The organism is Paenibacillus sp. FSL R10-2736, from assembly GCF_038000245.1.
Lineage (GTDB): Bacteria > Bacillota > Bacilli > Paenibacillales > Paenibacillaceae > Paenibacillus_AQ > Paenibacillus_AQ phytohabitans.
The window spans coordinates 3322905-3348173 of sequence record NZ_JBBOBN010000001.1 but is presented as its reverse complement, the minus strand read 5'-3'; the positions used below and the strand labels follow the sequence as shown (position 1 = coordinate 3348173).

Here is a 25269-nt window from a genome sequence, read left to right as displayed (position 1 = left end):
CGGTGTGCCCTAGTCTCCTTTGTTAGCCCAAATAGGATAAATCAAAGCCTTCGAAATGCTGCGCTGCCTCTTCCTCATTCAGAATGGCGCCGATACAGCCCGGCAGCCTGCGGGGGCGCTGCATGGCCGTCATAATATACTGGATATAATTGAAGTTGTTCGAGAACGAACGGATGCCGATGGCCTGCATGATGATCCCGATGAACGCGCCGGGAGCCAGATTGGTGTTCATCATTTTGTCCGCAAAATCCGGAAACAGCACCGCCTTCAGCTTCTCCACGCATACGAACAGAAACTTCTGCATACGGATGAAGATATAATCCTTTTCCTTCTGGTAGATTTCGTCTGTATGGACCAGCTCCCCGTCCAGGTAAAACTCCGCCAGAATCGGAGATTTCAGCTTCATATAACCTTCCTGGTCGAAGGTAATATGATTGAACACATCGTACAGGACGACCGTATACTTGATGTCCTCCTTACCGCTGAACGCCTGGAGCCCGGTCAAATACAGATTGCCTTCAGCAGCGTAAATGTCTACGATATCTTCCTCATAAAATAAAGCGCCGGGTCCAGTGTCCCCATGCTGCTTGTGCATGAAATAGGAGCTGTAAATCCCGCTCATAATCTCAAAAATATGAAAACATTTAAACCGGTCAAAGCGGAGCCGGGCAGCGAGTTTTTTGTCAAACCACTGACCCTCCAGCTCCTCCTTCAGCTTCTGCTCCAGGTAATCCCTTGAACAGAGCACACCCTTGCCTCCGTTAAAAAGATCATCCACCGCCGCTTCCAGAATCAGTCCGTCCGGGCTGACGGTAAGATGAACCATGAAGGACAGGGAGACATCCTGCTTGCGCATGCGGGTGATATCCCGCTGCCAGCCGATAATATGCAGATTCCCTTCATCATCCGTCTGCAGATTGGTGCCACGCGCCCTGATCATGGGCACAAGCTTGTCCGTGCAGGAATAGTTGCCGTAGGCGACCTTTTTGCGGATGATTGCTGTGTCGAGCGGTTCTCTTACAATCAGCTTGGGAACGGGAAAATTCGTGGCCGTCATAGTCTGCCTTCCTCCCTTACCATATGAGATATGCCGCCGCATAGGTTAAGCCGCAGGCACTGCCCAGCAGCAGGATCGAGTCTCCCTTACGCAGCAGCCCCTGCTCCTCGGCGATCGCCAGACCGGCGGGAATATTGGCGCTCCCCATGTTGCCGTTCTCGGGGAAGGTATTGACGGGGAAGACTTTCTCCGTCTTGACCTCCAGCTTGTTCAGCAGTGAGTTGGTGATATTCCGGCCCAGCTGGTGGGAGAAGATGTAATCGATGTTGTCCTTGCGCAGCCCATGCTCGTCCAGGAATTCATAGACAAAACCGGGCATGTCGCGGATGACCTTGGCGGCAATCCCGCGCCCGTCCGCCCAGCTCATGAAATCCATTCCCTCGAACCTTGGTGCGGGCATATGGATTTTGGGCGATACATAGAGCGACAGCTCCCAATCCGCATGGTTTCTCTGCTCCCCGTAGTACTGGATGGACTTCTCGCCATTGTCAGCACTCAGCAGCATCGCAGCGGCTCCGGCCCCGGCGAACAGCAGATTCATTTTGTAATCCGCTTCTTCAAGACTGCCGACCTTACCTGCATAATTGGAGGCCTCCAGCAGCTCCAGCGGATTCTCACTGGTTACAACGAGGATATTGCGGTATTTGCCCGATTGAATGTAGAGGCTGGACAGCTCCATCGCTTTCAGGAACCCGTTGCAGGTGTCGTTGATGTCGTAATAATTGCCCCGGGTCATTCCCAGCTCATGCGCCAGGATAATCGCATAAGACGGTTCGCGGAAGGGATTGCACACACCCACGAACAGCAGCAGATCAATTTCGCTTGCTGTGATGCCCGCTTTGCAGATTGCTTCCCGCGAGACCTTAACGGCCATCTGCACAGAGCTCTCCTCCCGGTAGTCCGCTGAGCAGGAACGGGTCGTAATTTCCAGAAAATCGAGCTTGCGCTTGCTGCCATACACCAGCTGCTCCAGATCATCCTCCGGCAGATGCTGAAAGTACTTCTCCGCGAACAAATCTACGATCTCCCCGTTGGTCATCCGCCCCTTGGGGATGTAATAGGATAGGGCACGTATAGACAGATTCAACATGGTCATGCTCCTCTGCATCAAGATGATTAACTGCCGGTCTGCGCGTCAAGGACCAAACTTCTATAGTTGTCAAACAGCTCATAGGCTTCGCCCAGTGTCCGGGTCATTACCCGGTCTTCGGGATTGAACATGACCTGGTACTCTCTTTCGAGCCTAAGCATCACATTGACCAAAGATAAAGAATCAACCCCCAGCTCCAGCAGCAGATTGACCTCCGGGGTCAGTCTTGAAGCCTCAATCCCCAAATATTCGGCAAAGATTCCCTGGAACTGTGCAAAGCTTATCCGTTCTTCCATATGCTCACCTGCCTACTGTTATGTTTTGTCTAACCTGGTCAATCAGGAGCGGCACCGCCTCGAACAGATCGGCAACAATGCCGTGCGCAGCCAGTCCCAGAATAGGGGCTGTCCTGTCCCTGTTGATAGCAATCACGGTGTCCATTCTGCGGATGCCCACAGTATGCTGAACCGCTCCCGAGATGCCGACCGCGATATAGATTCTGCCGCTCACATTCCGGCCTGTTAAGCCAATCTGCCGGGAATAATCCAGCCAGCCCTGGTCAATCACGGGTCTTGTTGCACCCAGCTCTGCACCCAGGCATGCGGCAAGCTCTCGGACCAGCTCCATTCCTTCCTTGCTGCACACGCCCCGTCCTGCGGCGACGATAATACCGGAAGCGGCGGAGCCCGGCGCTTCTCTGCTCTTAATCACCTCAAGGATAGAGGTGCGTAGCACGGATGGAAGCTGGAGCTGCGGATGAATAATCCGTCCGGTCCGGTACGGATCGGGTACGCAAGGGGACATGGCCCCGGGCCGGACTGTCGCCATTTGCGGTCTGGCCTCCGGGCAGCAGATGGTCGCCATTAACGCCCCCTCCCGGGCTGGCCGGATCTGCAGCAGCACCCGGCTAGGCAGATCAATGTCAAGCTCTGTGCAATCCGCAGTTAAGCCGGTGTTAAGCCTTGCAGCTAATCTAGCAGCGATGGATTTGCTATGTATAGTGGAGGGAAGCAGCAGGATTTCCGGTTTAACCTCCAATACCAGCTGATGCAGCAGCTCCGTATGAACCTCTTCGCTAAGCGGACTGAGGCCGGGCTGATCGAGCGCATAGACGGTGTCCGCGCCATGGCTGATGCAAGAGGGCGCATAGGCTGAAGTACCGCTTCCGATAAGCACGACGGCAATGTCCGTCTGCAGTTTCCGGTTCAGCTCACGGGCTGAGCCCAGCAGCTCATATACAGCCGGGCTAAGCTGTCCTTCCGCGTATTCACCGGCAATCATGAGACCTTCATATTCTCTGGCCCGCAGGCTCTGATCCGGCATGGAAGCCTCCTTATCTGAATGAAAATAACAAGTGGAAACGGCTTTGCCGTCCTTTTGTAAGGACGGTACTGTTTCAGCGAGAAATAGAAGGATAAGTTATCATGTGAAACATATAAATTCTTATATTTTAGAAAAAGCATCATATACTTGGTGACATATTCTTATCTGTCAAAAGCTGCGCGATCTCCTCAATCTGCTCCCGCAGGCTCTTGCCGCTTACTGTGAAGGGCACCTGCCGGTCTGCGGCATTCCGGGTTGCCTGCACCCGGGTAGGCGATCCCGCAAGCCCGCAGGCTTGCTTGTCCAGGCTCAGGTCCTGGGCGGACAGCCTGGTGATTTCACAGCGGTTAGCCTTCAGAATTCCATTAATGGTCGCCATCCGCGGCTGATTAATGCCTTTATGCACCGTTATCAGGGCCGGGAGCATCAGCTGCACAATTTCAAAACCGGTTTCTGTCATCCGCCTGCAGGTGATGTGCCGCTCTTCCAGGGCGAGGATATCCAGCACATGCGTGGTGTGCGCAGTGCCCAGCTTCTCCGCCAGGGCCGGACCGACCTGTGCGGTCTCCCCGTCAGTCGAATGGGTGCCGCAGAGAATCAGATCCGGCTTGCCTATTAGCTCAAGCCCACGGGAGAGCACAGTGGCCGTTGCGAGTGTGTCCCCACCCGCGAACAGCCTGTCAGTCAGCAGCACGCCTGCATCCGCACCCAGTGAGATGCAGCTCCGCAAGATTTGCGCTGCGGATTCTGCTCCCATGCTTACGGCGGTTACGCTCCCGCCCTGGCGCTCCCTGATCCGCAGCGCCTCTTCCAGGGCAAAGACATCCGCGGGGTTCATAACAGGCCCCATGTGAGCGGAGGGTACCTGCTTGACACATACTGCTATCTGCAATCCGCTCACTCCTTCCTGCACAAGGGTCTGCTCATGAGGTTTGGCGCAGTTCCTGAAGAATCGGCGAAATGTTTTCTTTGCGCACATCGTCGCAGTTTCTGACCATTTCTTCTGCCATTTCCTTGCCCATGAACAGCCGGGTCATTTTCTGTCCGACCTTCATCATGGTTTTATCCTTGTCGGCCAGCTGCTCAAAGTTAAACCGGCCTTCCAGCGGGAAATATTTCAGCCCGGCACGGATTTTTTCGGGAATGCTTTTGTTGTAGTTCTTGATGGAGGCTTCGCTTTGCACAGGCGTTTTGGAGACGGAAAAGAGGATGACCTTCTTATGCTGCAGCTGGTCCCAGACCTTCTTGAGATAATCGGCGATGACCAGCTTCTGAACCCGGACATAGGTACCTATAATTACGGTGTCATATTGGCCTGCCTGCTTAATGTCAAACGTGTCGATGTCCGCGAGATCGGCTCCAAGCTCCTCCGCGATCCATTCCGCATACTGCTTCGTACTTCCGTAGACGCTTGTGTAAAGGACGAGACTTTTCATAAAGCACCTCCTGAAATGGTTGATACTCTTACGTTATAATGGCAGCATCTCTTGTAGACATTGCAATAACCGGTCTTCCGAGCTGTCAGTCATGGCCTTGGCCGGAAGCACAATGGTAAAAACATATTCACGGCGCAGAACGGATATGGCCTTGAATTGCGGGAAATTCTTGAACTGGCTAATCACTCCCTGCTCACCGCGGGTGCAAGCTTTGATTTCGAACAGGTCGGTGGGAACGGTGAATCCGGTCTGAAGCACTTTGGACATCGCTTCCTTGGCCGTCCAGAGCAGGGTCAGGAAGTGCGTCGGCGCAAGCTCAGGTCCTAGGTCCTTCGTCAGCGCCTCTTCCTCCTTGGAGGTAATTCTTCTTAACGCGTCCATCGCCTTCTCATCCACAAGCTCCATGTCAACGCCCAGCAGAAGGCGCGGGTCATAATCAACCGCCGCTCCCAGGGTGTCGCAATGGGTAATCGTAATCTTCCGGTCGCTTCCGGCCACCAGCGGCTGGCACATAATCCCGTGATTGATCCTAATTTCGGACAGATCATCCTGCTCCTCAGCCACGGCCATCTTGGCGGCCAGCTTGCCGAGCAGGTAGCTGTTGCGGCGTCTGGGATATTTGAACCCGGAGTATTGCTCCTTCTCCGCCGCGCTCAGATAATCCAGAGGCCCGTCCTCCTGCGGCAGGGAGACCACACTCAGCTTCAGCCCATAATGATCCTCCGGGCCTTCCAGCTCAAAGCTGATCCTTCTTACCGTCTGGGAGAGGAACTGTTCGTATTGCCTTGCGAAGGTTGTATATAGCATCTCTGTGCCCCTATTCTTTTTCCCAGGGAAATCTTTTGTAACGCACATAATTCTGAATGTTCTCTCTGACTTCTGCGGAAGCGGTCAGCTTGTCAATCTCGGCTACGGCGGCATGTTCCATCGTTTCGTTGATAATCCACATTTGCCGGAAATAGCCTTTGATCTCCCTTACTGTCTGCGGCGTGATCCGGCTGATTCTCCGGTATAGCCGCAGAATGCTGGCATCCGGGTCAGCAGTCACTTCATCGGCCAGTCTGCACCCTAGCGCTTCTTCCGAGGACAAGGGCATCGTGGTCAAGGTCATCTTGTATGCCTGCCAATAGCCGGTCCGCCGGATTAGATAAGGACTGACGAGAGCAGGCACGAGGCCCCAGATTGCTTCAGGCAGGGCAAAGGTGGACCGCGGCGAAGCGACCACATAATCACAGGCAGCCATCAGCCCCACTCCACCGGCAAGCACCTGCCCGTCTACCTTGGCGATCACCATCTTGGACAGCTCGCCGATCCTTTTCATCGTCTGCAAAAAATCTACGGATGGCGGGGCGGCTGAATCACCGGGTGCGTCGTCCTCCCCGTCCGTAAACGCCTGAAAATTCATCCCGGTACAGAAATACCCGCCCGTACCTTCAAGGACAATCACCCGGCAGGCGCTCAGCTCCTCCAGCATCCCTAAGGCATGCTGCAGCTCTGATACCAGGGTGGCAGTGATACTGTTCTTGTGCTCCGGACGGTTCAGCCGGATGCTGTAGAGCCCTTCTTCCAGGTGACTTACGGCAATAGAATGATACTCCATGGCAGTCACTTGTCAGCTCCACGCATATTTGCGGTGAAAGTCATCGACTTCGGTCAGAACCAGATAACCTTTGCCCTTAAAGAAGTGATCATAGACGCGGCTGAATCCGGAGAAATCCACCTTCTTGTCCCGGATTCCGAACAGCCACTCCACGTTCTGGTCCAGGATGTCGTCATATTCCTCAAAGCTGAGCTCATAGCGGCTGTCCAGGCCCGCCTGAATGTTCATCGCTCTTAGCTTCTTTACGGATTCCGGCGTAATCACCCCGCTGTAAAATTCGGAAGAGCAGCCTGAGCCGTAAGAGAATAATCCGACCCTGTGGTAATCCGAGATATCCGCCTGATCAATCAGACTGCACAGACTGAGGTATAAAGCTGCGGAATAGACATTGCCCACCTGCATGCCGTAGGTCAGGGACGGGGCGACTCTTTTGTCAAAGTCCTGCTGGACTACTGCGCCTCTCAGTTTCAGCTCCTCATGGATCAGCTTGCGGTGCGCGCCTTTGACCATGCCGCCGAAGGGCGTATGGAAGGCCAGGAAATCAAAGGTCTCCTGAAAATGGACGCCGTCCACCTTCTCCTTATAATTCTTATAGGCATTCTCCAGGCAGTCCAGATAAGACAGCAGTGACAAATCCGGGTTCCCGGTCTCGATCTCCGGCAGCGGCCGGCAGGTATCCATCACCTCATAGCTGTAATGTCCGGTTGCGCCGAAGTCCAGCTCCAGAATCTCCGGATTGGCACTGATAAGCATGGCTACGGCTCCAACAGCCTGAGTCGGCTCACCGTAGGTGCTCTTGGCTGCTGCTCTCGCTACATCCGTGGCGATGACCAGCGCCTTGGCTCCGGGGGAAGCACCCGAGGCGATGAAGCAGGCAGCCATGTGCAGCCCGGCCGTTCCGCCGTAACAGGCCTGCTTCAGCTCGAACAACCGGCAATGGCGGCTCAGCCCCAGATAGTCATGGATATAGGTACTGAGCGATTTGCCGAAATCCACACCGGACTCGCTGGCAGTAATCACCAGCTCGATCCGGTTCTTGTCCTCTTCGCTTAAGGCATCGATGATCGGCTTCGCCGCATTGACTCCGCCTGTTACAGCATCTTCGCAGGCTACACCCACAGATTTCCGGTCCATCATCAGATTATCGAACCGGCTGAGGTCAAGGCCTCTGCCTTCAAAGATACTGCGGGCGGAGATCACCGCCGGTCCCCCGTAAAAGTTGATACTCTCAATTCCTACTCGCATTCAGCTTGCTCCTTTTCTGATGATAATGCTGGTATTGATTCCTCCGAAGCCGTAGGAATTGCTAAGCCCATAAGTAAATCCCGCCGGTTCCGCCAGGCTGGAAGCGAAATAGTGCTCCCGGCTGATCGGGTCCTCCAGAGAGGGCAGCGGATGAAGGAAATTCCCCTGCAGCTGAAGGATCGTCGCCACAGCTTCCACCACTCCGGCCGCATACAGGCAATGTCCGGTCAGCGCTTTGGTCGAATTCAACCGGATGTGACTTAGCTGGCCGCCAAACACCCGTGAAATTGATTTCAGCTCCGTCACATCCCCCAGCGGTGTAGAAGTGCCATGCGCATTGATGTAATCAATGACAGAGGGAGCGATTCCGGCGGTGCGGAGCGCCTGCTCCATCGTCCGCACCTGTCCGTCTTCACTCGGATCAGACAGGCTGTGTCCGTCCAGAGCAGCCGCACCGCCGGCTATAGTCGCCAGCACCTCCACTTCCCGGGCTTGGGCACTGTCCGCCCCCTCCAGGATCAGGCAGGCGGAAGCCTGCCCGAAGATGAAGCCTTCATGCCTGCTGTCAAACGGCCGGCACGCTGCGGCGGGTGCATCATGGAAGCTGCGTCCTCCGTACGCCCCTATATTGAGGAAGCCCTGCAGCTCAAGCGGGGACAGATCGGCCAAAGGTCCGATAACCATACAGACATCGACAATCCCGAGCTGGATTAATTGCGCTGCCCTCAGCACCGCCGCATTGCCGCTGGCTGAGGCGCCGCCAACCGTCGCTCCCTCTCCCTGAATGCCGAACATTTCACTAAGTACCCCGAGCTGATTGGTATCCATGTAATTCAGCGCATATCTGGGATGCAGCAGCTCCAGCTGGTGTCCGCATTCCACCATTGCTGCATAGCTGACCGCCGGAGAAATATTGCTTCCGGCAATGATCAGGCCGATCCGCTCTGCCCCCGGCCTGCTTACATTCAGCTTCGCCTGCTGCCATGCCTCGGCTCCGGCCAGTGCGGAGGCCTTAACCGATTTGCCGGAGATTCTGAACAACCGGCCGGCATTCCGTGACAAATCCCCTTCATAACGGCGGAAGGATTCCTGCAGCCCCTCCTCGCGCAGCTCAGCACCGATCAGCGGCTGTCCGTCCGGATAGGTTAACCCCTGAAGATAGCCAATTCCGCTGCGGCCTTCTTTCAGGGATCGCCCGAAGGCTTCTACACCGCTTGCCGCCGCGCTGAGGACCCCCATCCCGGTGACGGTCACCGGGCGGAAATCCTCAAACCGCCAGCCTGTTGCACCGTTATAGATTTTCATGCAGGAAATCTACGACCTCCCCGATATTCTTCAGGCTCCCGAACTGCAGCAGCGGGATTTTAATGTTCAGCTCATCCATGGTGTCGGAAATAATATCAAAGCGGTCAATGGAGTTCGCGCCGAGGTCCTTCATGCTTGCTTCCCTGTGAATCTGCTCTGCTGTCAAATCCGGCAGGATATCGATCATTTTACTCTTCATAATCTCCAGTACCTGGTCTTTGTTCATACAAGAACCTCTCCTTTTATGATCTGGGCAGCCCCGTTCATCATCTTGATAGCAATCTCGCCAGCCCGGCGGTGTCTCCAGGCTTCCAGCGGTGTACCCTTCACCCACTGGTTGAAGGCTCCCATGGCCGGACCGCACATAATGCTGTAATTGACCTTATTGCCGGATTCGCCGGCGATGGCGGAGGCTTTGCCTCTGGCGATATACCACTTGAAGACGGCCGCCAGCTGCTGCTTCGAATCTCCCTGGACAGCAGCCCTCTCCTCCGCAGACATTCCGCGCTTGCATATCTCCAGAACGTCCGTCATCGGCTGGCCGAAATATTTATCTTCGAGCTGAGACTTCGTCTTGCTGTCCAGCTGCGCGATAGAGCCGGTATTACGGTACAGCTCATACAATTTGTTGGCTCTTGCCGAGAAGAACAGCCCCTTCTTGAGCACCTGGGCCTTGCCGCCCAGCTCGAACAGCTCCAGAGAAGGAACATAGGCCATGTCGTAGACATTCACCTGCTCCAGAAGCTCCTTCACCTCCGGGCTTGCCCCGCTCTCCACCGTGCATTGATTAATCGATCCGGTCAAAATAAAGTCCGCGCCCATCAGGAATACGCCAGCTGCAGCTTCCGGGGTTCCAATCCCTCCGGCGGCACCGATGTGCATCTCCTGCACCGGAGCGAAGGTACGGGACAATTCCTTCTTCAGACGCAATAGCGTCGGCAACAGGCTGATGAGATTGGCCTGATCGGTCGGACCTGCCGAATCTCCTGCTGCGCAAAGATCATCCGCCACCGGAACAAGCCGGGCCAGCTCTGCCTGCTCTGCCGTGATCTGCCGGTCAGCCAGCAGCTTGTCCACGATACGGGCCGGAGCCGGCAGCATGAACAGTGTAGCGATATCCGGCCGGGATACCTTGGCAATGATCCGGTTGGCGCGGTGCACAGTTCCATCCTCAGCTCTCGTAAGTCCCAGCAAACGGTACTTTACAAGAGCCGGTGTCAAGGTGAGGTACGAGGAGGCTTCAACCAATTGAATCTTCTCTCTTAACAGAAGCTCTATCAGCTCCTCTTCCCGGTTCGGATAGATCGGATGATAGGTTACGGCAACCCCAATAGCTTTGCTGTTCCCCAGCTCCCGGCGGATATGGCGGATGGCATCTGCAAGCTCTGCCGGCTTCATCCCGCCTGCTCCCAGGAAAGCGAGACAGCCCGTTTTCCCGGCTTGTACGACCAGTTCTGAGGAGGAGATTCCGTCATTCATCCCTCCCAGCAAATACGCATAATCCAGTCCGTAGCGCTGCTTGAAAGCCGCGCTTCCGAGCCGGGTTCCGGTGAAGGCAGTCTGTACCAGCGTCTCTTCCTGCGTCAGGACAGGCTCCAGCTCCACTGTGAAATCTGCGGCCGGAGCTTCCGCAGCTGCGAACGGTTCAATTCCTGTAGAGACCTCAGAGACCTCAATCGCATCTACTTCATTTGTGGCATTTGCAGCGTGAACGATTACAGTATTCTCGGAAGAATCCTCCTGTTCCGCGGCTTCAGCCGTGTTCTGTACCTCAACTGCTGCAACAGCTTCAGCTGTGACAGGGGCTTCAAATGCTACAGCGGGCTGAGCCGTGACCTGAGCTTCAACTGCTGCGGCAGGCTCAGCCGCTTCCGCTACTGTGTCGGCTTCGGCAGTTGATGCCGATTCGGCAAATAACAGCCGGGCCTCGGCGGCATCATCCACAATCAGCGGCTCCGCTTCCCGTTTGATTTTGCTGACCAAGCCTGCGATGACGTGACCCGGGCCGATCTGGGTCAGCTCCATTTCGGGATGCCTGCCCATGAGGTAACGGACCGATTCGGACCATTTCACGCTGCTGACCATCTGCTCTGTCATATAATGTACGGCATCGCCTACGGAATAAGGCCGCGCCGTCAAGTTGGCGATAACCGGAATAGAGGGCGGAGCGAACTCGAACTGGCTGAGGAACTCCTGAAATTGCAGCGCCGAGCTGCGCATATACCGGGAGTGGAAGGCGCCGCTGACATTCAGCACGACATAAGCGGAAGCTCCATTCTGTTCAAAAATCTCTTTGGCGGCCTGCACATCCTCCATCAGCCCCGAAAGGGCAATCTGCGTAGGCGTATTCAGGTTGGCCACATCCAGCTTATCGAGGCGGTGGTCGGCGAGAATCCGGTGAATGGCTTCCTCGGTCAGCCCGATGACGGCGGCCATACCGCCGCCGGTCGCCGTGTTCATCAGCGCGCCTCTCTTTTGCACAATCTTAAGTCCGGTCTCGAAATCGAACACGCCTGCCGCATACAGCGCACTGTACTCTCCTAAACTGTGTCCGGCTACGAAATCGGGGGCCTCCCCGGAATCCCGCAGCTCCTTAAGATAGGACAGGACATTAACGACATAGAGCGCGGGCTGTGTATAAGCGGTAGTATCCAGCAGCCTGCTGCTGTTCTTCAGACACAGCTCTTCAATGGAGTAGCCCAGCACCCGGTCGGCAATCGCGGTGTATTCGGGGAACTCCTTGAACAGCGTGCCTCCCATACCCATGAACTGCGCGCCCTGCCCCGGGAATAAATAAGACTTCATCTTCATCTTCGCCTCCGACGCCTCCTTCTTAAGGTTCATTTGCCCATACTCTGCCACGATCTCATTCAGCTTCTTCAGCTCGCTGCCCATTGGCGTAATCACAGACCGTACCTGCCGGACCTGCGGCTGCTCCAGAATGTATTTGCTGAAATTCTCCAGCGTACCCGATGGACCCAGATCGAGGAACAGCAACTCCCCGCCGGAGGACAGACTCTCTAGTGCTCCGCGGAAATTCATCGGCTTCCTTAGCACATCCCACAAAAAGGACTCTCCCACAGCCTGCACGCTTCCCCCGGCCATAGCCGATACCAGACTGATTCCCCGGGCTGGAGTCTTATAGTCAATCTTCTGCAAATATGTACGGTAAGGCTCCTCCAGTTCATCGATGGATGCGGAATGAAAGGCATAGTTCACAGGCAGCTTCAGACTGGCGATGTTACGTTCCTTGATAAACTGCTGGATTTCTTTGACATGCTCGCGTTTGCAGGCGATTGTAAAATGCTTCTCAAAGTTCACGGCAATCAGCTCTGAGCGGGTGTTCAGCTCCGCATTCCCGTGATACAGCTGTTCATTGTCCAGAATGGCAATCATCGCACCGGTTTTGCAGGTCTTTTTGAGCAGCTCGACTTGCTTCACGATAAGCTCCAGCGCCTGCTCAGCCGTCAGCACCCCAGCCACCGCCAGCGCCACATATTCCCCCAGGCTAACACCCAGCGTATAGCGGGGAGTCATTCCCTCAGCCTTCAAAGTCTCCGCCAGCGCATATTGAACCATGAAGATCGCGGGATGGGTATACAGGATATCCTCAAATCTGGAACCCTTGCGCTTGGTGTTGAGATATAGCTCTTCTATTACGCTTTTGCCGGTCAGATCATGAAAAATACGGTCCAGCTGTTCCATGGATTGACGAAACACAGGCTGATTCTCGTACAATTCAAGACCCATTTTGTTGTATTGCGAGCCTTGCCCGGAGAACATAAACACCATTTCGCTGTGCATTACGGTACCTCCTGAATTTGAGCAGCTTATTTGAAATCAAAAACTCTGGCATTGTTCTTTCTGTTCCTGTATTTCACAAAATGATTGATGTCATCGATTTGGAAATACAGATTTCTTTTATAGAGATAGCTCATCTCTTTGCCCGGCGGATCGCCGAAGGAATGGCCCGGGAAAACCCGCACATGTGCCGGAATCATCCGGATCAGCCGGTGGATGCTATAATACATATCCTCTGCCGAGCCCCCCTCGCTGTCGCATAAGCCGCAGCCTTCGATAAATACCGTATCCCCGGAGAAAAGGTTGTCTTCGCCCCAGTAGCAGACACTTCCCTGCGTATGCCCTGGAGTCACCAGACAAGTAATCTGGGTGTCCCCGATACGTATCCGGTCCATGTCTTCAACGGTTCTGAGCCGGGTGCAGCGGTATCTGTAGTAGTCCGCCTCTGTTCTGGAAATATAGACCGACGGATGATAGAGCATTTCCAGTTTTTTGACCATATTGGTGTGATCGAAATGAGAATGCGTCAGCAGTACAGCCTCCAGGGAAGCGCCCTGCTTCTCCAAAATCTGAATCATCTGCGATACATCCCAGGACGGATCAACAACAAAAGCTTTACGGGAGGTCTTGTCAATTCCGAGATAAGCGTAGTTAGAAAAAGTCATACACTGCGTTTTGATGGTAAACAGATCATACGTTGCTTCCATGTCCGCCTCCTCGAAAATCTGGTTTGTCATATTTCCACAATTTTCTTTATGAATCTACTAAATTATCATCTACGATTTCCTTCAATGTCAATGAATGTTTATGCTGTATAATGTTAAAATTAGTATCATATTTTTGAATTTTTACCTTTTGTGCGCTGCGACAAGAACACAGTCGGCCATAAAGCGCCGTTCATCGTCGCCAGGGAAGACCTGAATGTCCTGATAACCGGCGTCCACGAATACTTTTTCCCAGGCATAAGGGTCAATAATCGGAGATTTATCGCGCAGGCTCCGGTCCTCGAACATCCACCAGCCTTCGGCCAGCCCCCAGACCATATCCACCCAGCGCAGGCGTTTGCAGGCCTCAATCAGCAGCATCAGACCATCCGGCACAAGCAGCGGCCGCAAATTGGCCAGCGTACCGCCGATATCCTTAGTGGCATGGACCACGTTCAGCCCGAGCACAACATCAAAGCTGTGAAGTGTCAGGCCTTGCTCTGCCGGATTTTTGCTGATATCAAAAGTTTTAAAGTGAAGAGAAGCGAATCCGGGCTCATCCTTCGCCTTGTTAATAAAATATTCGCCGATATCGGTGAAATAGTAGTTCACATTCGGGAGTTCTGCCAGATCCAGCAGCTGCCGGGTCAAGAGTCCGGTTCCGCCGCCGACCTCAAGAATATTGAGCGGTCTACCGCCTCCGTCCCTGGCGATCAGCATGGAGAGAATATCATGCACCACCCGGGCATAGACCCGTTCCCTGCCATGCTCCACGGTATCCCGGTTGCTCCGCTCCAGGGCGTCCGAGCTGCCCTTAGGGAACAGCACGCTGACAGGAGGGACCCGTCCGCTGAGCGCATCCTTATAATTGCCGGTGCAATAATCCAGGAACTGGAGCATCCCCCGGAACTCAGGGAAATCCTGCAGACAGGCCTCATACAGCTCCTGCGGCTGCGGAATCTCCGCTTCGGCCTTGATGAATTTGACGCGGCTGTTCAACAGCTTCACCACGCCGTCTTCCGCCAGCATGTCGATCATGCAGTCCAGCAGCTTGGTATACCCGGGGAGGATCTTCAGCCGCTTCACCCACTCTGTCCGGTCATGAATCGTGCCGGGAGTGGTGTCGAGACCGCACTGCCTGATATAACGGTAGGCATAGCTCATGCACAGCTCATTCAGACGCTCTTCCAGTCCCTCGTAGCCTTCGATTCCCCGTATGTCCAGCTCTGCTCTGCGCAATTGCTCAGCATCCAGAATTTGCGCGTAGCTGTCCCGCAGGCTGAAGGGTTCAGCCTCGGGCCGGAAGATGAACTCTTCCATCGCCCGGTGCAGCTGCTCATGATGCGTCATGAACAGGAAGTGGGCGGCGTCCTCCATTTCAACGCAGCGGGCCCCCGGAATTGCAACTGCCATTTCTCTGGATTGCCGGGTATTGATGATGGTGTCTTTTTTGCCGTATACGATCAGTACCGGCACCTGAATGCGGCCGATCAGCTGGATGGTCGAGTAGCTTTTGTGATTGCCGGGCAGATAATATTCCATGTACTTCGTGAAAATCTGCTTGTTGATGCTCTTCCCATACTCCATCAGCTCCAGGGAATCCAGTCCCCGCTCGACTGCTTCAAGATCCTTCTTCATCGCTGCGTCAGCATTCATTTGCGGGTTCTCATTGACGATTTCATAGATGGAGCTGACCAGGATCAGGCTGGAAACCCGCTCCGGATACTCCACGCTGAACGTTTGCCCGACGAGTCCCCCCCAGGAAATGCCGACAAAATCCACCGGCCCGCTCACTCCCAGATTGTCCAGCACCTCCGCAATCACCTCGACCCTGTGCTCCAGCGAGTAATTGTCGATATCCTCACTGAGTCCGCAGCCCGGATTATGGATACTGATGACCCGGCAGCGGCTTGAGAAATAATCGAGCTGATGCAGAATCATCGGCGAAGCCATACCCACACCTCCGACAATGACCAGCGGCTTGCCCTGACCGGAGATTACTACCTCCATCTTCTGACCGGCCGAGGTATTCACCAGCAGCTGGATGTATTTGTGCCGGACGCTATCCAGCTCAGCTGTGGACAGCGAAGGATAGTCCGTCCCGGGAGCATTGATGGAGGAATCTGCAAGCTTGCTCCAGAAGTCGAGGAAAAAGGTATCCGCACTGTTGACCAGCCACAGGGAATCCTGCCGGGCAGGGGTGAACTTCCCAGTCTCAGCGGGGCTTTGAGAAAGCAGGTGACCCGTAGGCTGTACTGCAGGCTCCCCGCTGAAGCTGACCTCTGCACCGGAGGATTGGGTCAGCAGGAATCCGGTTAAGGTATTGATCGTACTGTATTCAAAGAAGACATCCAGGGGAAAGCTGAATCCCAGCTTCTCCGTCAGATAGCTGTGAAAGGCCGTGAAGCTGATGGAATCAAACCCAAAGCTTTTCCAGTCGGCATCCGGGTGGATTTTGCCCGCCGGTACCTTAAGCAGCGTGGCTACTCCCTCCACCAGGAGCTTGTTCAATTGCGAGCCCAAATCCTGCCGGTCCGCAGGAGCCGCGATTAGCGGCTCCTCCTGGATCGGCGGCTGCGGCTGATGCTGTGGCTGGCCTGCATTACGCTGACTGTTCTCCCTGATGATCTTCAATGCTTCCTCCGGAGACATTTGCTGGCTCTCCACCAGCTTTAACAACTGCATTCTCGAATAGGTGCTCATTCCAAGAGATCCCCCACTAACAGATTTAAGTTCTCGGCGCTTATTTCCCCTTTGTGTACTTTGTTCAGCCACAGCAGCAGCTGATCGTCATCCAGAACAACCGGCTCTTCTTCCGCAAGTACTTCTGCTTCCGGAGTATGAGCCGGGCTTAGGGCAGACTCTGGCGCGCTTATGCGGTCCGGTCCGGGGAGCCAGTATCTTTCCTCATCAAAGGCGTACTCGGGAAGCGGCGTCTTGCGCAGCGGCTGCGGGTACCAGGCCGTCCAGTCGATGGCAACGCCCTGCACCCATAGCTGGGCAATCTTGTCCAGCTTCTCTCCCAGCAGCAGCTCATTCATGAACAAGCGGCTCTCCTCGCCGTCGAACAGCTTGCTGAGCGCCGAACGCTGGCTGCTCTGTCCTTCATGTATGCCCGCCTGATCCTGCTGCCCGGACAGGTACATTCCCAGCTTCCCGTGAAGCATGCTCAGGCTGTCGGCCACAATGGCCAGCCGTTCAGTCATTTCAGCGCGTCCGGTCTGCAGACTGTAAGCCAGCTGCTCCAGGGTGAGGCTGTCCGGCAGAGCAGTTCCTTCCAGGTGCACTCTACTGCGTCCCGCCGCGTAGTAACTGCTGATCCCCTCGGGATCGTGCTGCAACAGGAACATCACCAGACTATTCAGCGAAGAGAAGCCGTACACAGCGTCCTTGAATTCGAGAGTGAATTTGTCCTTCAGTAATTCCAGCAGCTGCACGTTCTTGACTGCGTCCAGTCCGTATTCCTCGAGCTCCGCTGCAGGATCAATGTCCTCACCGTCAAGAACCATCACCTGTCTGAACAAGGCAATGACATCGCGCCGCAGGCTTGTTTCCAGACTGTGGGCGTTGTCCTCCGCTGGAAGAGCCGCCTCTCCCGCAAGGCTGCGGGCGACAAAGGCCTGGAGTCTGCGGCTATTCTCCCTTAGACTGCTTTGGCTTTTGGCAGACAGAATAATGATGTGCCTGGAGCGGCTCTGTGCAGGCAGCTCAACCGGCGGATTGCGGTATTCTTCCAGAATGATATGCGCATTGCTTCCGCCTACACCAAAAGCGCTGATGCCCGCCCGGCGCGGAATCTCACTGCCCCGGCTTCCGGCAAGCGGCTTCCATGGGACAGTTTGCCCTGCAATGCTAAGACCGCTGCCTTCCAGCTTGATATAGGGATTCAGCTCCTTGAAGTGAATATTGCCCGGAATCTTCCCGTGCTTCATGGACAGCAGCACTTTGCTTACACCCGCTATGCCTGCCGCCGATTCCAGGTGGCCGATTGCTGTTTTGACCGAGCCGATTACGCATTGCGGCAGCTCTGATTCCGGCTTGCCCCACTCTTGATACAGAGCCCTGAATGCCTTTTTCAGTCCCTCTACTTCAATCGGATCGCCCAGGCTGGTACCTGTTCCGTGCGTCTCAATATAAGTGACCGTGGAAGGGTCTATGCCTGCCCGCTCATGTGCGCGGATAATGACTTCCGCCTGGGATTTGGCATTCGGGGAAGTAATCGAATTCGATTTCCCGCCGTGGTTGACCGCTGTTCCCCGGATCACGCCATGAATATAATCCTTGTCCCTAAGCGCGGCAGACAGCGGCTTAAGCAGCAGCGCCCCTGCCCCTTCGCCTCTCACATACCCGTCGGCGTCCTTGTCGAAGGTCTTGCATTTCCCGTCCTTGCTCAGCATCCCCAGGCTGCTGCCAGCGATGAACAGGTTCGGGCTGGCGATCAGATTGATTCCGCCTGCGACTGCATATGGACAGCCTTCATGCCAGATCGATTCCACCGCCCGGTGGATGGCTACCAGCGAGCTGGAGCAGGCCGTGTCAATCGGCTCGCTCGGTCCGCTCCAGTTGAAGAAATAAGAAATCCGGTTCGTCAGCATCGTGCGGGTCAGCGTGGTGGCAATCTCATCCTTCAGCAGCAGCTCCTGATAATCCCCGTTCGATACCCCGATGAATACCGAGGTCCGGGTACCCGACAGCTCCTCCGGCTTGTAGCCCGCATTCTCAAGCGTATGCCATACGGTCTGGAGCATATGTCTTTCCTGCGGGTCCATCTTCTCCGCTTCCACCGGCGAAATGCCGAAGAAGAGCGGATCAAAGGTGTCGATGCGCTTTAGGAAAGCACCGTATTTCACATCGGTTCTGCCCGTCTCTCTGCGCGGGTCGCCGTAGCGGTTCTGCCAGATCCAGCGGTCTTCAGGAATGGTGGTGACCATGTCCTTCTGCGCTTCCAGATTGGACCAGAACTGCTCCAGATTGTCCGCTCCGGGCATCATCCCGCTCATGCCCACGATAGCGATAGGCTCCCTGGTGTCCGGCAGGGCACCGGTGTTCCGCCCTGATCGATCCGCCAGGTCCGGGAACACGGAGGTATCGGGTTTGCGGTGCAGCAGCCTGAATGCAGTCTCCGGCTGAAGGTGGGGTTGCCGTGCTTCCGCTTGCAGGGCCTGAACCGGGAGGCGTTCGCCGCCTCGTTCCGGCGGTGCAAAATGAAGGTCAATCACCGTCCGGTATTCACCGTATATCGCTTCCGCAATGGCAGCCGGAGTAGACTGCTCGAAGAACAGCGTTGGTGTAATCTCCACTCCCAAGGCCCGGTTGATAGCATTCGACAGCTCAGTGAACGAGATCGAATCAAAGCCAAGCTCACTGAGATCAGAATCCCGGCTGACCTCGCTCCGGCTGCTCTTGAGAATATCCGCCATGATGCCGATGAGCGCTTCCTCCAGCTGATGGCTTCGTCCGTTATCCCCAGACGCAGCGGCCGCAGCGGCGAAACTGCTCTCCGGCTGCCGGCTTTGCCGGCTGGCTTGGCGAAATTGGCCGGTGAAGGTACGGATGAGCTTCTCCCTGTCTCCCGATACCGACATCACCTGGTTCTCCCGGAAGGACAGGCTGTCTTCCAGGGCCCGCAGTCCCTGTTCATCGGACAGCGGGTTCATCCCAAACCTGGACCACAGCAATTCCCTGGTTGCGCCGTCCACCTGCATGCCGCCATTTTCCCACAGGGACCAGTTCACTGCGGTATCGCTTCTGCCCCGCTTCTCATTCATCAGTGCTACATAATGATCCAAAAAGCTGTTGGCATAGGCATAATCGCTCTGGCCGATATTTCCGACTAACGCGGTTGAGGAGGAGAAGGGCACGAACAGCAGCTCCGGATTTTCCCGTGACAACGCCCGGTACAGATATACGGTTCCGTATACCTTGGGACTGAGCACATCGGCAATATCCGCCATGTTCTTCTTAACCAGCAGCGAATCCTTGATTACTCCGGCGCAATGAATGACCCCATCCAGCTGGTTAAACAAATTCTTAATCTCCGCTACCGTAAGCTCCACCGCTTTCGCATCGGCCAAATCCATCGAAAGATAGACCGCCTCTGCACCCAGCGACTTCAGCCGCTCAAGCTTGGCCGGGTCACCTTCCGGGCTTCTGCCGCACAGCACCAGGCGCGCCTGGTAATTCTCTGCGAGATGCTCGGCAACCCTATAGCCCAGTCCGCCGAGTCCGCCGACAATCATATAGACACCGCGGGCCTTCAGCCTGCGCGTATGCTCCCGGGGCGGCTGTGCAGGGATTAACTGGCGGGTATATCTGCAGCCCGCTTCATATTTCACCTCATGCTCAGGCTGGCTGCCTGAAAACTCCTGTTCCAGCACATGATTCAACCTGCTGTGATCCTTAATATGGATCAGACTGCCCTGCAATTTGGGACTCTCCAGCACGGCTGAGCGGAAGAACCCGGACAATGCGCTATAGGCGGCCACCGTTTTCTCATCGCGGTATATGCAGAACAGGCGGACCGGGCTTCGGAACCCGAAGGAAGCCAGCCATTTGGACAGATGGAACACGGGATAGACGTCCTGAGCCACACACTCTCTGACCGTCCGGGCGCCTGTGCCGCTAAGCAGATAAACAATCTGCAGCTTCGTATCCTCAGCAATGCCGCAGGCTTCGGCCAGTCTCGTATAACTCTCCGGATCGGCTGGATCAATCTGAAACTGATTAACGGCTAGTGCCTTGTACACTGAGCCAAAGCTCACCCGAATGGCTGGGTCCCCAAGTGTGTTTGTCAGACTCGCCTCCTTCTCCGCCAGAGCTCCGCCCATGAGCAGTAGTCTGGTTCCCGGTGCGGACGGCAGCGCAATTGGCTCTAGGGGACTCTCCACCCAGCCCGGGGCCAAATAGACCAGCTCACTTCCGGCGGACTTTGGCTGCGGCACTGCTGCGGAAGCTCCCGCCAGCGGGTTCACCTGAAACGGACGGATGGCAAGCTCTTTCATTCTTGAAACCACTTGTCCTGCTTCTGCCACAAAAGCGATATCGAATTTCAGTCCCTGACCCGGCGAACGCTGAACATAGGCGTAGGCGGGCTGTACAGAAGCATCCAGAATTTCGAGCTGCCCCAGCACGAACGGCACAAACAGCACCTGCCGGTCAATCAGTCCGGTCCGGTAGGCAAAAGCCACCGCAGACTGCAGGCCTCCGTCGGTCAGGGTCGGGTGCAGCTGATAATGATCCAATGTGGTCATAAGACGGTCCGGAACAGCCAGCCTGGAGACGGCTTCGGACGGATTGCAGTACAATGCCTGAATCCCCGAAAACCGGCTGCCCAGCTCAGCGCCCAAGCTGCCCAGCAGTTCATAATAGGCACACGCTTCCTGCTCCCCTCCGCTGCTTCTGCCGATTATGGCGTCGATATCCAGGCTCTCCTGCCGGAAGTCCCTGGAAGAACCCAGCTCCAGCTTGCCCTGGGCATGCTCCACCCGCTGCCCGCCTTGCTCGGAGTAAATCCTGAAGTCAATCCCTTGGGGTCCGGGCTGCAGAGCGGTTCTGACCAGTAACGCTTCCTTGTCCACAAGCACCGGACTCGACCAGACCACATTGCGGATTCCGGTTACAACATGCTTAGGATCGGCCAAGGCTCCGGCTGCCCGGACCATCTCCAGATAGACAACGCCCGGCAGAACATGCCCATGATCCGCCAGATAGAACTCATCGCCCTGAAAGGTCTTCCCGAACTCCTGTTCATACAGCGTCGACAGGTTGCGGTCGATCAGGGCGTGCAAGGCTGGCTCCGAGACCATAGTCTTGACGGAAGCGGGGTCTGCCTTCTTCAGCGGCATCCAATACCGGGTCTGTGCAAATGGATAGCTCGGTAAGGAAACTCTCGCCGGACGCGCATTCCCGTATAGCTCGGTCCAGGAAATACGGGCTCCGGCTGTCCAGGCCTTGGCGAGGGTAACGTGATCCGCAGACGCCAAGGCATGGGCGATAACCGCTTGTGAATAGTCCTCAGCTCCTGTCTCTGAACGGGATTTCTTAACGCTGCCCGTGTACAGGCCGGGTGCTTCGTATCCGCCGCAATAGGCGGCCAGCCTGTCCCGTAACTCCTCTGCAGTGGCTGCGACGGTAGCCAGCCGTTCCTCCAGCTCTTCGCGTCCCACCTGGAGCGTGTAGGCGATCCCTCGCATATCTACAGCCTCGGCTAGAGCGCCGCGGAAGAGTGCGGCGTATTCGCGCAGCCGGTCACTGTTCTTGGCCGACAGGAGGAATACCACAGGTTCATCCGCAGGTTGCGCAGGAGCCGCAGACGGCACATACTCCTCGATGACGGCATGGGCGTTCGTGCCGCCGAAGCCGAAGGAGCTGACACCCGCGCAGCGTGGTAAGGACTGGCCAGACGCGTCCACCTTGGCCTCCCAGGTCTTCGTGCGTTCCAGCACGTAGAACGGGGAGCCTTCCAGTTGAATGTAAGGATTCAGCTCCTTGAAATTCAGGTTACCCGGCAGCTTGCCCCTGGAGAGGGATAGCAGAACCTTAATCACTCCGGCAATACCGGAAGCCGGCTCCAGATGCCCGATGTTCGTCTTGAGCGCGCCCAGACCGATCTGCGGACCGGGGGCCGGAGCCTGTCCCCGGCTCTGGTACAGCTCGGAGAAGGCTTTTTTCAGCCCGTTGATTTCCACCGGGTCGCCCAGCTCCGTTCCTGTTCCATGCGTTTCGATATACGATACCGCAGCCGGATCTACGCCCGCTTCGGTGAAGGCCTGAACCACCAGCTCAGCCTGTGCATCCGAATTGGGAGCGGTAAGGGAATGACCCCGGCCGCCGTGATTCTCGGCTGTGCCTTTGATCACGCCGTAAATGTGATCGCCATCCGCCACGGCCTGATCCAGCGGCTTCAGCACTACGACGCCGACGCCTTCTCCTTTGACATAGCCGTTCGCACTGCGGTCAAAAGTTTTGCACTGCCCCTCCGGTGAGAATACACCCATGACTCCAGCACCTACATAGGTATTGGGATCAAGCATCAGGCTCACCCCGCCTGCCAGCGCAAGGCTGCTCTCGCCATGCTGAATGGATTTCACCGCCCGGTGCAAGGCTACGAGACTACTGGAGCAGGCGGTATCAATTGATTCACTGGGCCCTTTGAAATTGAACAGGTAAGAGATGCGGTTGCTAAGTAAGGCTGTTGCGTTGCCGATACTGGACTGGGCCTGAATCTTCTCCATATTCGCGGACAATAACTGCTGGTAATCGGTAAACTGAACGCCGGAGAATACGCCCACTTGCCGGGAAGCAAGTGTAGACATTTTATATCCGCTGTCCTCCACCGCTTTCCAGACCGCCTGAATATATAATCTGTGCTGGGGGTCCATCAGCTCCGCTTCGCGGGGCGACAGCTGGAAGAACTTGGCGTCAAGGGTATCGTGACCGCCGATAAAGCCGCCCCAGCGTGAATTGGTGCGGTTCTCAGCCTGCGGGTCGGTGCTGTAATAGGCCTTCCAGTCCCAGCGGTCTGCAGGAATCTCCCGGATCTGATTCTCCTGGCGCTCGAGGAAATTCCACAGCTCCTCCGCCGTGTCTGCACCCGGCAGCTTGAAGCTCACGCCAATCACCGCCACATCCCGCCGCATCGCAGCTTCCGGCACGGCCTTTGTGCGGCTGGTCTTGCTGCGGCCGGAGAATTTCTGTGCCAGCGGCAGCAGCGCGGGCGGCTGTGCCTCCCCTATACCTGCACCTGCTCCATTGGAGCGGGGCAGACCGGCAGGATTTTCCTGCGGAACGGATTGTGCCACCGGAGCAGATAGTGCAGCAGGATCAATCTGCGGATTCGGCTGGATTGCCTCCTGTGCCGCCAGCGGTGCAATACGTATCTGCTGCTCAAGTGAATCAGTCACAGGAGTCGCCGCAGCATAATGCGCCTGAACCTCCCGGCTGAATTCCTCCAGCAGGAACGGGGTCAGCTCGCTCAGTGTGGTTTTGGCGAAAAAGACAGCCGGAGAGAGTTCAATTTCATACAGCTCGCTTAACCCGTCAGCAAATTCCTTCAGTGAAATCGAATCAAAGCCGAAATCGCCCATGTTCTCCTCCGGGTTCAGCCTGCCGGGCTGTGTCTGCAAAATTTGCGCCGCCAGGTGCAGCACATCGCGCATTACCTGTTCTTCCATGGACTCGGTTGTATTCCCCGTATGCTCCTCCAACTTTGCTATTCCTCCTCTGGCCTGCTCGGCCTCCTTCGGCTTCAGCCTCAGCTGCGTTTCCAGCCTTGTTCGTTCCCCGTATACTACTGCAGCTTGCTGCTCCTGGCCCGCCAGGATGGCTTCAAAAGCGCTGATGCCCAGCGCCTCTGTTAAATACCCCATCCCGGAAGTCTGCAAATAAAGCTGTTCCCCCTGATTGTCCAGGTGCATTCCGCCGGCTTCCCATAGCGGCCAGTTTATGCAGACGCTTCTGCCCAGCCGTTCGCCTTTCTCCGCCCGTTCATGCCTGCGGCGGCAAAACCGGTCCAAAAACCGGTTCGCTACAGCATAATCACATTGTCCGAAATCCCCAAGCAGGGATGAAGTCGAGGAAAAGGCGGCAAAGAAATCCAGCGGCACCTGCTGCGTGGCTTCATCCAGAGCAGCAATACCCGCAATTTTCGGCTGAAGAATCTCTGTGAAGGCAGCCGTGCTTTTCTGAAAAATAAGCTGATGGCTCGCTTGTCCCGCCGCATGAATCACACCGTTAATGAGTCCGTAATGCTGCTTGGCCAGCCGGACTGCCGAATGTACTTCAGCGGGCTTCGCAATATCGCAGGAAAGATACAGCGCTTCTCCACCGTGGGCACGCAAGACCGCCAGTTTATCCTCCACGGAGGCTGAAAGCGGACTTCTGCCCAGCAAAACCAGCTTCGCCCGGTAATTCTCCGCGAGATGAGTGCCCAGGATCATGCCAAGCGCACCGGCTCCGCCAGAAATCATATACACGCCGCCTTGCTTCAGAAGAGCAGGCCCGTCTGCCCCCAGGTTAAGCTCGCTGAACTGCTGCTCAAATCGGCAGCCACCCGTATATCTCACTTCATGTGCAAAAGCAAAGCGGGTCAGCAGGCTTTCCTCCCGGATGAGTTCCGCCAGATTCGCAACTCCATCCCGTAGCTCGACATGGGTGAAGCGAAGTCGCGGATATACCCGCTGCAGCGAGCTGCCGTAGGCTCCCAAAGCTTCGATTGCAGGCTGCTCTCCGCCGCCGCTCCGGGAGATGGACAGCCAGCGGATATTAAGCCGCAGCTTAAGGGCATGAAAGGCCTGAACCCAATGAAAAATAGTGAAAATAGCACCGGTATCCGGCGGTGTCATTGAATCATCCGGCGGCGCGGTATTCTTCCAGAGCATCGCCATATAGGCGATTTGCAGGTTGTCCCTGGCAGCTTCAGCCAGCACAGCGGTATAATCCTGCTCCACCGCAGGATTGATCGTGTAAGTATGACCGTCTTGTTTGTGGAAGGAGCTTCCCGCCAGCACGGTAATTACAGTGAAATCCCGGCTGAGTTCCCTCGCTGCCGCCTGGCCTTCCATGTCCTCTGCCTCTATAAACAGCAGCATTGCCTTAGCCTCTTCCTTAGAGGGGATCGCCGGGGCTTGCGGAACGGGGGCGGATTCCGCCCACAGCTCCTGGAAAAAGATTAATTCCTTACGGTCTTCCGGTTTGTCCATGCTCATTGT

General features: G+C 55.9%; 15 protein-coding genes. All 15 read right to left on the bottom strand.

What is annotated here, in order from left to right:
* Positions 1 to 22: 22 nt before the first annotated feature.
* On the bottom strand, positions 23 to 1057 hold the full coding sequence (locus NSQ73_RS14460; protein ID WP_340986966.1) for a hypothetical protein: 1035 nt from the start codon (positions 1055 to 1057) through the stop codon (positions 23 to 25).
* Between the two features lie 16 nt (positions 1058 to 1073).
* Positions 1074 to 2147, bottom strand: coding sequence for a 3-oxoacyl-ACP synthase III family protein (locus tag NSQ73_RS14455; protein WP_340986965.1), 1074 nt, complete (start codon positions 2145 to 2147; stop codon positions 1074 to 1076).
* A 26-nt stretch (positions 2148 to 2173) separates the two neighbouring features.
* Positions 2174 to 2443, bottom strand: coding sequence for an acyl carrier protein (locus tag NSQ73_RS14450; protein WP_042137619.1), 270 nt, complete (start codon positions 2441 to 2443; stop codon positions 2174 to 2176).
* A gap of 4 nt (positions 2444 to 2447) precedes the next feature.
* A complete protein-coding gene (locus tag NSQ73_RS14445) occupies positions 2448 to 3470 on the bottom strand; it encodes an electron transfer flavoprotein subunit alpha/FixB family protein (protein ID WP_340986964.1) in 1023 nt (340 codons plus the stop codon).
* 139 nt (positions 3471 to 3609) lie between these two features.
* Positions 3610 to 4308: an electron transfer flavoprotein subunit beta/FixA family protein gene (locus NSQ73_RS14440; RefSeq protein WP_340986963.1), complete on the bottom strand. Its 699-nt coding sequence runs from the start codon at positions 4306 to 4308 to the stop codon at positions 3610 to 3612.
* Positions 4309 to 4393: 85 nt separating this feature from the next.
* Positions 4394 to 4906 carry a flavodoxin domain-containing protein gene (locus NSQ73_RS14435; protein WP_042137623.1) on the bottom strand — a complete coding sequence of 171 codons (513 nt, stop codon included), beginning with the start codon at positions 4904 to 4906 and terminating at the stop codon, positions 4394 to 4396.
* Between the two features lie 33 nt (positions 4907 to 4939).
* Complete coding sequence (locus tag NSQ73_RS14430; protein WP_340986961.1) at positions 4940 to 5713, bottom strand: 4'-phosphopantetheinyl transferase family protein; 774 nt, start codon at positions 5711 to 5713, stop codon at positions 4940 to 4942.
* A 10-nt stretch (positions 5714 to 5723) separates the two neighbouring features.
* On the bottom strand, positions 5724 to 6506 hold the full coding sequence (locus tag NSQ73_RS14425; protein WP_340989272.1) for an enoyl-CoA hydratase-related protein: 783 nt from the start codon (positions 6504 to 6506) through the stop codon (positions 5724 to 5726).
* Between the two features lie 12 nt (positions 6507 to 6518).
* Positions 6519 to 7751, bottom strand: coding sequence for a hydroxymethylglutaryl-CoA synthase family protein (locus NSQ73_RS14420; protein ID WP_336101711.1), 1233 nt, complete (start codon positions 7749 to 7751; stop codon positions 6519 to 6521).
* Positions 7752 to 9056, bottom strand: a complete 1305-nt coding sequence (locus tag NSQ73_RS14415) for a beta-ketoacyl synthase N-terminal-like domain-containing protein (protein ID WP_340986960.1) — start codon at positions 9054 to 9056, stop codon at positions 7752 to 7754.
* Positions 9043 to 9282, bottom strand: coding sequence for an acyl carrier protein (locus NSQ73_RS14410; RefSeq protein ID WP_039291935.1), 240 nt, complete (start codon positions 9280 to 9282; stop codon positions 9043 to 9045). Before NSQ73_RS14410 ends, NSQ73_RS14415 begins: the two co-directional genes overlap by 14 nt.
* Positions 9279 to 12860 (bottom strand): ACP S-malonyltransferase, encoded by a 3582-nt coding sequence (fabD, locus tag NSQ73_RS14405; protein ID WP_340986959.1) that lies wholly within the window; start codon positions 12858 to 12860, stop codon positions 9279 to 9281. Before fabD ends, NSQ73_RS14410 begins: the two co-directional genes overlap by 4 nt.
* 26 nt (positions 12861 to 12886) lie before the next feature.
* Positions 12887 to 13564 (bottom strand): MBL fold metallo-hydrolase, encoded by a 678-nt coding sequence (locus tag NSQ73_RS14400; RefSeq protein ID WP_340986958.1) that lies wholly within the window; start codon positions 13562 to 13564, stop codon positions 12887 to 12889.
* A 141-nt stretch (positions 13565 to 13705) separates the two neighbouring features.
* Positions 13706 to 16264 carry an alpha/beta fold hydrolase gene (locus tag NSQ73_RS14395; RefSeq protein WP_340986957.1) on the bottom strand — a complete coding sequence of 853 codons (2559 nt, stop codon included), beginning with the start codon at positions 16262 to 16264 and terminating at the stop codon, positions 13706 to 13708.
* Entirely contained in the window at positions 16261 to 25266 is a 9006-nt protein-coding gene (locus NSQ73_RS14390) for an SDR family NAD(P)-dependent oxidoreductase (protein ID WP_340986956.1), read from the bottom strand. The genes NSQ73_RS14395 and NSQ73_RS14390 overlap by 4 nt, the downstream gene beginning before the upstream one ends.
* Positions 25267 to 25269: the final 3 nt, after the last annotated feature.

Coding starts and splice junctions, on each gene's coding strand:
- NSQ73_RS14460 (WP_340986966.1), bottom strand. CDS start 1,057: ATGACGGCCACGAATTTTCCCGTTCCCAAGCTGATTGTAAGAGAACCG.
- NSQ73_RS14455 (WP_340986965.1), bottom strand. CDS start 2,147: ATGTTGAATCTGTCTATACGTGCCCTATCCTATTACATCCCCAAGGGG.
- NSQ73_RS14450 (WP_042137619.1), bottom strand. CDS start 2,443: ATGGAAGAACGGATAAGCTTTGCACAGTTCCAGGGAATCTTTGCCGAA.
- NSQ73_RS14445 (WP_340986964.1), bottom strand. CDS start 3,470: ATGCCGGATCAGAGCCTGCGGGCCAGAGAATATGAAGGTCTCATGATT.
- NSQ73_RS14440 (WP_340986963.1), bottom strand. CDS start 4,308: ATGAACCCCGCGGATGTCTTTGCCCTGGAAGAGGCGCTGCGGATCAGG.
- NSQ73_RS14435 (WP_042137623.1), bottom strand. CDS start 4,906: ATGAAAAGTCTCGTCCTTTACACAAGCGTCTACGGAAGTACGAAGCAG.
- NSQ73_RS14430 (WP_340986961.1), bottom strand. CDS start 5,713: ATGCTATATACAACCTTCGCAAGGCAATACGAACAGTTCCTCTCCCAG.
- NSQ73_RS14425 (WP_340989272.1), bottom strand. CDS start 6,506: ATGGAGTATCATTCTATTGCCGTAAGTCACCTGGAAGAAGGGCTCTAC.
- NSQ73_RS14420 (WP_336101711.1), bottom strand. CDS start 7,751: ATGCGAGTAGGAATTGAGAGTATCAACTTTTACGGGGGACCGGCGGTG.
- NSQ73_RS14415 (WP_340986960.1), bottom strand. CDS start 9,056: ATGAAAATCTATAACGGTGCAACAGGCTGGCGGTTTGAGGATTTCCGC.
- NSQ73_RS14410 (WP_039291935.1), bottom strand. CDS start 9,282: ATGAACAAAGACCAGGTACTGGAGATTATGAAGAGTAAAATGATCGAT.
- fabD (WP_340986959.1), bottom strand. CDS start 12,860: ATGCACAGCGAAATGGTGTTTATGTTCTCCGGGCAAGGCTCGCAATAC.
- NSQ73_RS14400 (WP_340986958.1), bottom strand. CDS start 13,564: ATGGAAGCAACGTATGATCTGTTTACCATCAAAACGCAGTGTATGACT.
- NSQ73_RS14395 (WP_340986957.1), bottom strand. CDS start 16,264: ATGAGCACCTATTCGAGAATGCAGTTGTTAAAGCTGGTGGAGAGCCAG.
- NSQ73_RS14390 (WP_340986956.1), bottom strand. CDS start 25,266: ATGAGCATGGACAAACCGGAAGACCGTAAGGAATTAATCTTTTTCCAG.